Source organism: Spongiactinospora gelatinilytica, from assembly GCF_003236385.1.
Lineage (GTDB): Bacteria > Actinomycetota > Actinomycetes > Streptosporangiales > Streptosporangiaceae > Spongiactinospora > Spongiactinospora gelatinilytica.
In genome coordinates this window covers 1-9,797 of the sequence record NZ_POUA01000300.1, presented here as the reverse complement: position 1 = coordinate 9,797, position 9,797 = coordinate 1, and the positions used below count along the sequence as shown (strand labels likewise).

8 protein-coding genes and 1 pseudogene are annotated in these 9,797 nt (G+C 70.2%); 6 read left to right on the top strand and 3 right to left on the bottom strand.

The features are described 5' to 3' along the window. From C1I98_RS29000 to C1I98_RS28990, 3 genes are all read left to right on the top strand, one after another. Window positions 1-2,402: efflux RND transporter permease subunit (locus C1I98_RS29000; protein WP_111170582.1), on the top strand; the 2,402-nt coding region annotated here is incomplete at its 5' end. A gap of 78 nt (window positions 2,403-2,480) precedes the next feature. Beyond that, on the top strand, window positions 2,481-3,911 hold the full coding sequence (gene purB, locus C1I98_RS28995) for an adenylosuccinate lyase (protein ID WP_111170580.1): 1,431 nt from the start codon (window positions 2,481-2,483) through the stop codon (window positions 3,909-3,911). Between the two features lie 8 nt (window positions 3,912-3,919). Next, complete coding sequence (locus C1I98_RS28990; RefSeq protein ID WP_199537289.1) at window positions 3,920-4,654, top strand: GNAT family N-acetyltransferase; 735 nt, start codon at window positions 3,920-3,922, stop codon at window positions 4,652-4,654. Between the two features lie 108 nt (window positions 4,655-4,762). Here the strand turns inward: C1I98_RS28990 and C1I98_RS28985 are convergent. Next, a pseudogene (locus tag C1I98_RS28985) lies at window positions 4,763-5,428 on the bottom strand (MerR family transcriptional regulator); the annotation flags it as partial. 113 nt (window positions 5,429-5,541) lie between these two features. On the opposite strand from C1I98_RS28985, the gene C1I98_RS28980 reads away from it, so the two are divergent. Both C1I98_RS28980 and C1I98_RS28975 read left to right on the top strand, forming a co-directional pair. After that, window positions 5,542-5,796, top strand: a complete 255-nt coding sequence (locus C1I98_RS28980; RefSeq protein WP_111170579.1) for a helix-turn-helix domain-containing protein — start codon at window positions 5,542-5,544, stop codon at window positions 5,794-5,796. Window positions 5,797-6,259: 463 nt separating this feature from the next. Continuing rightward, window positions 6,260-6,730 (top strand): hypothetical protein, encoded by a 471-nt coding sequence (locus tag C1I98_RS28975; RefSeq protein WP_146607681.1) that lies wholly within the window; start codon window positions 6,260-6,262, stop codon window positions 6,728-6,730. Between the two features lie 303 nt (window positions 6,731-7,033). Here the strand turns inward: C1I98_RS28975 and C1I98_RS28970 are convergent, their stop codons facing one another. Both C1I98_RS28970 and C1I98_RS28965 read right to left on the bottom strand, forming a co-directional pair. After that, window positions 7,034-7,951, bottom strand: coding sequence for an AraC family transcriptional regulator (locus C1I98_RS28970; RefSeq protein WP_111170577.1), 918 nt, complete (start codon window positions 7,949-7,951; stop codon window positions 7,034-7,036). A gap of 23 nt (window positions 7,952-7,974) precedes the next feature. After that, a complete protein-coding gene (locus C1I98_RS28965) occupies window positions 7,975-8,913 on the bottom strand; it encodes a zinc-binding dehydrogenase (RefSeq protein ID WP_111170576.1) in 939 nt (312 codons plus the stop codon). A 468-nt stretch (window positions 8,914-9,381) separates the two neighbouring features. On the opposite strand from C1I98_RS28965, the gene C1I98_RS28955 reads away from it, so the two are divergent. Further along, on the top strand, window positions 9,382-9,797 hold a 416-nt coding region (locus C1I98_RS28955), incomplete at its 3' end, for a site-specific integrase (protein WP_497845712.1).

Below are 9,797 nucleotides of genomic sequence, written 5' to 3'. Positions count from 1 at the left end.
CCGCCAAGCCCCCAAAGCCCGTCAAACTGGGCGAGGTCGCCGACGTGAAGCGGCAGATCACCGAGGCCACCACACTGACCCGCACCGACGGCGAACCCAGCCTCGGCGTGTCGATCACCATGACCCCCGACGGCAACGCCGTGGCCATCTCACACGCCGTACGCGACAAGATCCCCGCCCTGACGGCCGCCCTCGGCAACGTGCCCATCACCGTCGTGTTCGACCAGGCCCCCTACGTCGAAGACGCCATCAAGGACCTCACCACCGAAGGACTGCTCGGCCTCGCCTTCGCCGTCCTGGTCATCTTGGTGTTCCTGCTGTCACTGCGTTCCACCATCGTCACCGCCGTGTCCATCCCGCTGTCGGTGGTCATCGCGCTCATCGCCCTGTGGGTCGGCGACTACTCCCTGAACATGCTCACCCTCGGCGCACTGACCATCGCCGTCGGCCGCGTCGTGGACGACTCCATCGTCGTCCTTGAGAACATCAAACGCCATCTGGCCTACGGCGAACCCAAACGCACCGCGGTGACCTCAGCGGTACGGGAAGTCAGCGGCGCCGTCACCGCCTCCACCTTGACGACCGTGGCGGTGTTCCTGCCGATCGCCGTGGTCGGCGGCATGGTCGGCGAACTGTTCGCCCCCTTCGCCATCACCGTCACCGTCGCGCTGCTGGCATCACTGGTGGTGTCCCTGACCGTCATCCCGGTACTGGCCTACTGGTTCCTCAAGGCGCCCACCGCCACCCCCGCCGAAATGCAGGCCATCCGCGAACGCGCCGAAGCCAAAGAACTGCGCAGCCCCCTGCAGCGGGCCTACCTGCCCGTACTGCGCTTCGCGACCCGCCGCCGGCTGATCACCCTGCTGGCCGGGCTGGTCATCTTCGCCGCCACCATGGGCCTGGCCGGACGCCTGGAGACCAACTTCCTGTCCGCGGCCGGGCAGAACACCCTGTCCATGACCCAGCGCATGCCGACCGGCACCGACCTGGCCACCACCGACGCCGCCGCCGAAAAGGTCGAAGAGGTCCTGACCGGCATGCGGGGCGTGCGGTCCTATCAGGTCAACGTCGGCTCGGGTGGCAGAGTCATGGGCATGCCCGGCGGCGGCATCGCCGACCGCTCCTCCTTCTCCATCACCTTGGAGGAGGACGCCGACAGCACGGCCGTACAAGACGAGATCCGCACCGCGGTGGCCGCACTATCCGGCGTGGGGCAGGTCACCATCAGCGAACAAGGCGGCGGCCCGGGCTTTTCCGCCAACGAGATGCAGGTCATCGTCCGCGCCCCGGACACCGACACACTGCGCCGCGCGGCCGAGGCGGTCACCTCGGCCATGGCCAGCGTGCCCGGCCTGTCGGAGGTGACCTCCAACCTTGAGGCCGCCACCCGGCGGGTGGAGGTGCGCGTGGACCGCAAGGAGGCCGCCGAGCGGGGCCTGAGCGAGACGGCGATCGGCCAGGCCGTCGCCCAGGCCTTCCGCGGCGCGCCACTGGGACGGCTCACGCTGGACGACCGCGCCGCCGACCTGGTACTGCGCGGCGATGACACCCCCGGCTCGCTGTCACAGATCCGCAAGCTGGAACTGCCCACCGCGACCGGCACCGTCGAACTGGACGACGTGGCGGAGGTCTCCGAGGTCGACGGCCCCACGCAGGTCACCCGGATCGACGGCGAGCGCAGCGCCACCGTGACCGGCCGCGCCACCGCCAGCGACCTGGGCAGTGTCACCACGGCGCTGACCGCCGAGCTGAACGCCCTGAACCTGCCCGCGGGCGCCGGTTGGAGCATCGGCGGCGTCAGCGCCGACCAGGAGGAAGCGTTCGCCGACCTGGGGGTGGCGTTGCTCGCCGCCATCGCCATCGTCTTCATGATCATGGTGGCGACGTTCCGCAGCTTCATCCAGCCGCTGATCCTGCTGGTGTCGGTGCCGTTCGCGGCGACCGGCGCACTCGGGCTGCTGCTGGCCACCGGCACCCCGCTGGGCGTCCCGGCACTGATCGGGATGCTGATGCTGATCGGCATCGTGGTCACCAACGCGATCGTGCTGATCGACCTGGTCAACCAGTACCGGGCACAAGGCATGGACGTGGTGGAGGCCGTGATGGAAGGCGGCAGGCGGCGACTGCGGCCGATCTTGATGACGGCCGTGGCGACCATCTGCGCCCTGATCCCGATGGCACTGGGACTGACCGGCTCCGGCGGGTTCATCTCCCAGCCGCTGGCGATCGTGGTGATCGGCGGCCTGGTGTCCTCCACACTGCTCACCCTCATCCTGGTGCCGACCCTCTACACGATTGTCGAACGCACCAAGGAACGACTGCGGCGCAAGCCCGCAGGCGGGCAGCACGCCGCCGACTCCCGCCCCGGCGGCAAGGAACTGCAGGCCACCGCACCCAAGTGAACCCGGCCCGGCCGGTGGGGACACGCGAGCGCCCCCACCGGCCGCCACCCCCGGGACCGGCCGATAAACTGCGGCGATGTGACCGACAAGCCGCACATCCCCAACGTCCTGGCCGCCCGGTACGCCTCGCCGGAGCTGACCCGCATCTGGTCCCCGCGGCACAAGGTGATCGCCGAGCGCCGCCTGTGGCTGGCGGTCCTCAAAGCGCAGGCCGACCTGGGGGTGCCGGTCCCGCAGACGGCGATCAGCGACTACGAGAAGGTCATCGACGACGTCGACACCGAGTCCATCGCCGCCCGCGAACGCCTGACCCGCCACGACGTCAAGGCCCGCATCGAGGAGTTCAACGCCCTGGCCGGGCATGAGCACATCCACAAGGGCATGACCTCGCGCGACCTGACCGAAAACGTCGAGCAACTGCAGATCCGCGACAGCCTGCTGCATGTACGCGACCGGTGCGTGGCCGTCCTGGCCCGCCTGGCATCACTGGCCGCCGAGCACTCCGCGACCGTCATCACCGGCCGCTCCCACAACGTCCCCGCCCAGGCCACCACCTTGGGCAAACGCTTCGCGAACGCCGCAGAAGAACTGCTGGCCGCCTACGCCCGCCTGGACGGCCTGCTGGACCGCTACCCGCTGCGCGGCGTCAAAGGCCCCGTCGGCACCGCCCAGGACATGCTGGACCTGCTCGGCGGCCACCCCGAACGGCTCACCGACCTCGAAGACCGCGTCGCCGCCCACCTGGGCTTCACCCACCGGCTGGGCAGCGTCGGGCAGGTCTATCCGCGTTCCCTGGACTATGAGGTCCTCACCACGCTGGTGCAACTCGCCGCCGCCCCCGCGAGCCTGGCCCTTTCGGTGCGGCTGATGGCCGGCAACGAACTGGTCACCGAGGGGTTCAAGGAGGGGCAGGTCGGGTCCTCGGCGATGCCGCACAAGATGAACACCCGCTCGTGTGAGCGGATCGGCGGCCTGGCCGTGGTGTTGCGCGGGTATGCGGCGATGGGCGGCGAACTGGCCGGCGGGCAGTGGAACGAAGGCGACGTCTCCTGCTCGGTGGTGCGGCGGGTGGCGCTGCCGGACGCGTTCTTCGCCTTCGACGGGCTGAGCGAGACCACCTTGACGGTACTGGCCGAGTTCGGCGCCTTCCCCGCGGTCATCGACACCGAACTGCGCCGCTACCTGCCGTTCCTGGCCACCACCAAGATGCTGATGGCCGCGGTGCGCGCCGGGGTCGGCCGCGAGACCGCACACGAGCTGATCAAGGAGCACGCGGTGGCCGCGGCACTGCACATGCGCGCCCACGGCGGCGGCAACACCCTGCCCGCCCGCCTGGGCGCCGATGCCCGTTTCCCGCTGGACGAGGCGGCCATCACCGGCCTGCTGTCGGACGCCACATCGTTCACCGGCGCCGCCCAGGCACAGGTCGCCGACGTGGTGGCCCGCATCGGGCGGATCACCGCCCGCCACCCCGGCGCCGCCGCCTACACCCCGGCCGCCATCTTGTGATCGTCGAGGTGACCCGCCTGGCGGAGGTCCACGCCGTCGCCGGGGACGACTCGCTGGTCATGTGGGCGGCCCAGCGGCTGGACGGCGGGGTGCGCGCGTTCCGGCTGGGCGATGCCGTGGCGGTGGCCAGCCCCGACCTGTGCCGCCGGGACCGGCTCGCGGTCGCCGGGCCCGCGGGTGCGGCGGCGCGGCTGGTGGCGCACACGCTGGGGGAGTGCGGGACCACCTACCGGCCGCTGGGCGGCGATGAGCTGATCACCCAGGTCGCCCGCCGCGTGACGGGGCTGCGGGTGGCGGCCCGGTTCGTGTGGATGGACACCACCACCCCGCCCCCGCCGGGTCCGCCGCCGGGCGGTGGGTACGGCGGGGCGGCGTGGTTACCGGCCGCCGCGGCCGGCGAGGTCACCGCGCTGCTGGCGGACGCCAGCCCCGACGCCTACGCCGTGCCCGGCATCCCCGGAGTCCGCGCCTGGGCCGGCATCCGCCACGGCCAGGCCCTCGCCGCGGTCGCCGCCGACGCCTGGAGCGCCCCCACCGCGGGCCTGCTGGCCGGGGTGGCCACCGCCGTACCGGCCCGTGGCAGGGGACTGGGGGAGCGGGTGTGCCGCTTCGTCACCGAGCACCTGATCGCCGCGCACGGCCGCGCCTGCCTGATGGCCGACGGCTGGAACACCGCCGCCATCGCCCTGTACCGGCGGCTCGGCTACCGCCTGCACCAGGCCGCCGTGGCCGAGACCGGCTAGAACAGGACGCCGGCTAGGATGCGGCGCGGTCGGCGTTGGCGGCGATCGGTCCCGCACGTAGGCGGCCAGACCCGGGGCCGTCTGCTCGAAGTGGACGGCGAACCGCTCATCGGCCACGTACATCTCGCCCAGCCCGCGGTGGATCTCATACCCGCAGTCATAGAACCAGCGGGTGATGTGCCCGCGATGCCGTTCGGCCAGATCCATCGCCGTCGTGCCGCCGGGCGGCTCACCGGCGGCGAAGGCGGCGGCCAGGCCCGCCACGATCTCCTCACCTTCCTGACGCAGCCGCAGCCAGTCCTGTTTGGTGTAGGCCGCCACCCTGCGCCGGCTTTCGGCGAACTCATTCCCGCCGCCCCAGCGCTCCTCCGCCTCGGCCGCGTAATCCTCGGGCCGGAACCGGCCGAACACCTCCAGCCGCTCGGCGGGTGAAAGATCGAATCCCATCGTTTGCGCCTCCATGGCCAGTTCGACGGCGGCGGCCATGTCCCGAAGCCGGGCGATGCGCCGCATCAGCAGCTCATGCTGCCGCCGCAGGTGTGTCATCCGGTCGGCGCCGGGCTGGTCCAAGATGGCCGCGATCTCCTCCAGGGCGAACCCCAGCTCGCGGTAGAACAGGACCTGTTCCAGCCGTTCGAGGTCGTGCCCGGTGTAGTGCCGATAGCCTGAGGCGGTCCGCTCACCGGGGGTGAGCAGTCCGATCTCGTCGTAGTGGTGCAGCGTGCGGACGGTGATGCCCGCCAGCCGTGCCACCTGTCCCACCGGCAGCCCCATCTTCTTCTTCCTCCTTCCGGCGCCGCTATCGACCAGGCTGCGGCCTGACGTTACGTGAGGGTCAAGCCCGCAAGCCCGATCCGGGCGGTGGGCCGTCGTCTAGGATCGCTCACATGGTCCGCACCCCGCTCACCGAGCCAGAACGCGACCGAGGCCGTCAACTCGGCCTCCTGCTGCGCCAAGCCCGCGGCGACCGCGGCATGACCACCGTCGCCGCCGCCGCGGGCCTGTCCGCCGAGACCCTCCGCAAGATCGAGACCGGGCGCATTCCCACCCCCGCCTTCTTCACCGTCGCCGCCCTGGCCACCGCCCTCGGCATCTCCCTGGACACCCTGGCCGCCCTGTGCGCCGAACGACACGTGGCCTGACCGCAAAACCCTTTTGCGGGCCTGTCGCATCTCGCTTGGCATGAACGTCATTGGCGCGTACCCGCGTCCACGATCACGCCGCACCGGTGGCACCTGCAAAGGTACTTCCAAACTGCTGTTATCGCAGAGGGGGTGGTCCGTGAGTGTGGGGGAGGGCTCGTCTCTCTCCTGGTCGCCGGCCGTGTTGGCGAGGTCGGGCGCGTGTCAGACGGGTAGCACGGTAAGGATCATGGTGGAGGGCTGGTGCGGGGAGCGGGTCTCGTGGTCGATGTGCTGGGTGATCACCGCTGGCGAGGGGTGCGCTCACGGGCTCGGGGTCGCTGCTCACGCCTACCGGTGTATGTGCCGGGGGCCGCTCCAGCGGCCTTGGGGAGGGGCCCGATCTCACGCTACTTGACATAATGTTCATTATCGAGCATTCGCGGGAGGGGTGGAAAGCGGTGGAACATCGTACGATCACACCGTGGCAGGACTCGGACCGGCAGAACTGTTGATACTCGGCGGCTTCTTCATCTTCGCCGTGCTCGTAGTGATCGGCGTCATCTCACTGGCGCGCACCGCCGCCCGCAACAGAGGCGAGCACGTACCGCGGCCATCGCCGGTCCTGTCGTACGACCTGGAACGGCGTGTACGCGCGCTCACCGACGCCGATCGCCTGCTCCACGCGATCAAGCTGATCAGGCAGGAGACCACGCTGGGCCTGAAGGAGGCCAAACCGGCCGCCGAGGCGATCGCCGCCGGGCGGCCACTGTCCGTTTCGCCCGGTCGCCCCGTGTCACCGCTGATCGGTACCCTGGCCGGGCGTGCCCGTGAGCTGAAGGCGTCCGGGCGTTTTGAGCAGGCGGTTCACCTGGTCCGAGGTGAGACCGGGATGGGCCAGGCCGAGGCGGCGGCGTTCGTGAACGCGCTTGAGTCGGAGGCGGATACCGCCTGACCTGGAAAAATGTGCGATACCGGACAGAAGGTGGATTCTGTCCGGTATCAGAATGTGTTGGGCTTCATTCCATTCTGGTGGTTTTCGGCGGATGGTAGACCGGTCCGCAGCGGTAGGCCGGCCCACCGCGGGCGGCGAGGCGGTGGCCGAGTGCGCAGGCGATGACCTGGCCGGCGCGGCGGTGGCCTCCGCCGCAGGTTGCGTTCCCGGCTCGCGCTCGCCACTCCCCTGCCCTGAGAGGTCCATGATGGGCCGATCTCTCACTGTGACCGAACGGACACCTGAAGTAGCGGGCTGCCGCGATCACCTGCGGAGCCGGGAACGGTACTCGCCCGGGGGCATGCCCCGGGCGCGTCGGAAGGCGCGGCTGAAAGCGTGCGGAGAGGCGTAGCCGACCGCGCCGGAGATCGACTCGACCGGCTCGTCGGTGTTGCGGAGCCGGACGGACGCCAGGTCCATGCGCCACTGCGTCACGTACGCGCCCGGCGTCTGTCCGAGGGCGGAGCGGAAGTGCCTGGACAGCGTCGTGCGGGAGACCGCCGTCGCGGCCGCCAGGGACTCGGTGGTCCAGGGGTGTTCCGGTCGGGCGTGGACGCATGCCAGGGCGTCGCGCACGACCGGATCGCGCATCGCGCCCAGCCATGAGCCGGGCTGCTTGTCCGGGTTACGGGCCAGGCAGACGCGTATGAACTGGATGAGCAGTAGGTCGATGAGGCTGTTGAGGGCGGCGGTGGTGCCGATCTGCGGTTGCGCGAGCTCGGCGGTGAGCAGTTCGACGGTCTTTTTGAGCTGTGCGTTCTCCCGGCTCCTGACGTGCATCGGCCGGACGAGGGAGGTGAGCACCGGGGTGCTCACCTCCGGGTCCTGTTCATAGCGCAGGACGAGCACTTCCGTGTGCGCCGGTGTCGAGCCCAGGTGCAGGGCGCTGCCGTCGGTGATGGCCTGGGCCGCCGCCTTCCGGTCGCAGGGGCCCATTATGGTGTCGGGTCCGCCGGCTATCCCGTGGGCGGTGCCGGGCGAGAGCAGGACGGCGTCTCCTGCCTGTATTTCCAGGGGTTTCTCGCCCGGGAGGTGGAGCCACATCGTGCCGTGGGCCACCACGTGCAGTGCCGCTGCCGGAGAGGAGTCCTTCCACATGCCCCAGGTTCCTCCGGCCTTCAGTACGACCCCGAGTGCTCCTCGCGCACCCGATACACGTAAGGCCTCGGCGAGTATGTCCATCGTTCCATTCTCGTGGGCGGGCGTCAGGTCACGTCAAGAACGATCTTTCCGTGCACTTTTCTTGCGAACAGTGCCTGGACGGCGTCGTGCACGTCCTGCCAGTCGCCTCGTAGTCCGACCGGTGCGGTGAGTCTTCCGGTGGCCATGAGGTCGAGCAGGTCTGTCAGGTCCGCGCTGGTCGGCGTTATGACGCCGGGCGTCACGAAGCCGGGCGTCAGGTCGCCGTAGGTGGTGATGCTGCGGGGTTCGCCGAAGCCGGACAAGGCCTCTGCTGGGAACGTGGTGTCCTGCCCGGAGGAGTAGCCGACGAGCTGGATGGTGCCGCCTTCGGCGAGGTGGCTCCATGCTTGGGCGACCAGCGGCCCGCCGACCGAGTCCAGGACGAGGTCGAAGTGGTGTTCGGTCTGGGCCAGGTCGGTCAGGATTTTGTGGGCTCCGAGTTCGCGGAGTCCGGCGGCCCGGTGCGGTGAGCCCACGAGTGCCGTCACCCGGGCGCCTGCCAGTGCCGCGAGTTGGACGGCGAAGTGCCCCACTCCCCCGCTGGCGCCGGTGATCAGGACGTTGCGCGCCAGCAGGGAGCGCCTGCGCAGTACCCGCAGTGCGGTGATTCCGGCGATCCCGAGTGCGGCACTGTCGGCCAGATCCACGCCTTCGGGGACGGTGCCGAGTGAGGCGGGGCTGACCGCGACCCGCTCCGCCCACGCGTGGGCGGCCATTCCGAGTGCGACGCGCGTGCCTTCGGGTGGCCCCGAGCCGTCGGATGCGGCGCGCAGCACGATGCCGGCCGCGTCGTGGCCGTGCACGGTGTCGGCCGGCCATTTGCGGACGTAGTTCAGCTCTCCGAAGTTGAGGCCGATGTGTCGTATTTCGACCAGTGCCTGGTCGCTGGTCGGCACGGGCTCATCGACATCGGCGAACCGGACGGGTCCGGCTTCGCCGTGATCGACCACAAGGGCGCGCATGGGTGTGTTTCCTTTTCTCGTGGATGCGTCTGAACGCTTGGCGCGGCAGCGGACGGAGAGCGCGGATGTCGCACTGCCGCCTCTTTGAAACCCTACGCAGGGCCGGCGCGGCGGCCAGTCCTGTGAGAGCCGATTAGTTGACGATCTGTGTCAGTGCTGCTCGGGTGGTGCCTTCGAGCATGTCGCGCAGTTGTGACCGGGCGGTGATGCCCGGTTTGCGGAACGCCCGGTTGAGGTGGGAGCCGATCGTTACGCGGTGAGAGGTAGGGCCTTTCTCCGATCTCGCGGTTGGTCGGGCCGTGGGCCGCGGGCCGGACGATCTGCAGGGCGCTGGCGTACCCGGCCGGGGGTTGCGTCGCGCTCCCCCGGCTCCCCCGTGTTCGCGGGGGTTGCGGAAATGTCGGCGGCGGCGGGTAGGTTGGCGATCACGTCGTCTGCTGTCGCCGGCTGGAAGGAATCGCCGAGATCATGCGGCCCGCTGCGTTGAACCGTCTGTCGGTCGCCGAGGCGGCCGATCGTTATGTGGAGCTGGTCCGGGCGCGGACGTTGACGGGTGGGTTGTCGCCGGCGACGGCGGAGGTCTATGCGCGGGATGTGGCGACGTTCGTGGAGCTGGCCGGCGGCGGGCGGGTGCTGGACGATCTGGATGGGGCCGATGTGGACGCGGTGTTGCTGGCGTTCGCGCGTAAGCCGGACGGGCGGCGCCCGGCCGCGGCGGCGGTGGAGCGGTCTTCGGGTGGGGCGGTGCAGAGTGCGGCCTCTCAGGCGCGGTTTCGGCGTTCGGTGTCGGCGTTGTTCAAGCATGCGGTGCTGGCGGGGTGGGTGCAGGTGGATCCGATGGCGTCGGTGACGGTGTCGGCGCGTCAGCGGGGTGGGTTGCGGGC

Coding starts and splice junctions, on each gene's coding strand:
- C1I98_RS28980 (WP_111170579.1), top strand. CDS start 5,542: ATGGTCCGCACCCCGCTCACCGAGCCAGAACGCGACCGAGGCCGTCAA.
- C1I98_RS28970 (WP_111170577.1), bottom strand. CDS start 7,951: ATGGACATACTCGCCGAGGCCTTACGTGTATCGGGTGCGCGAGGAGCA.
- C1I98_RS28965 (WP_111170576.1), bottom strand. CDS start 8,913: ATGCGCGCCCTTGTGGTCGATCACGGCGAAGCCGGACCCGTCCGGTTC.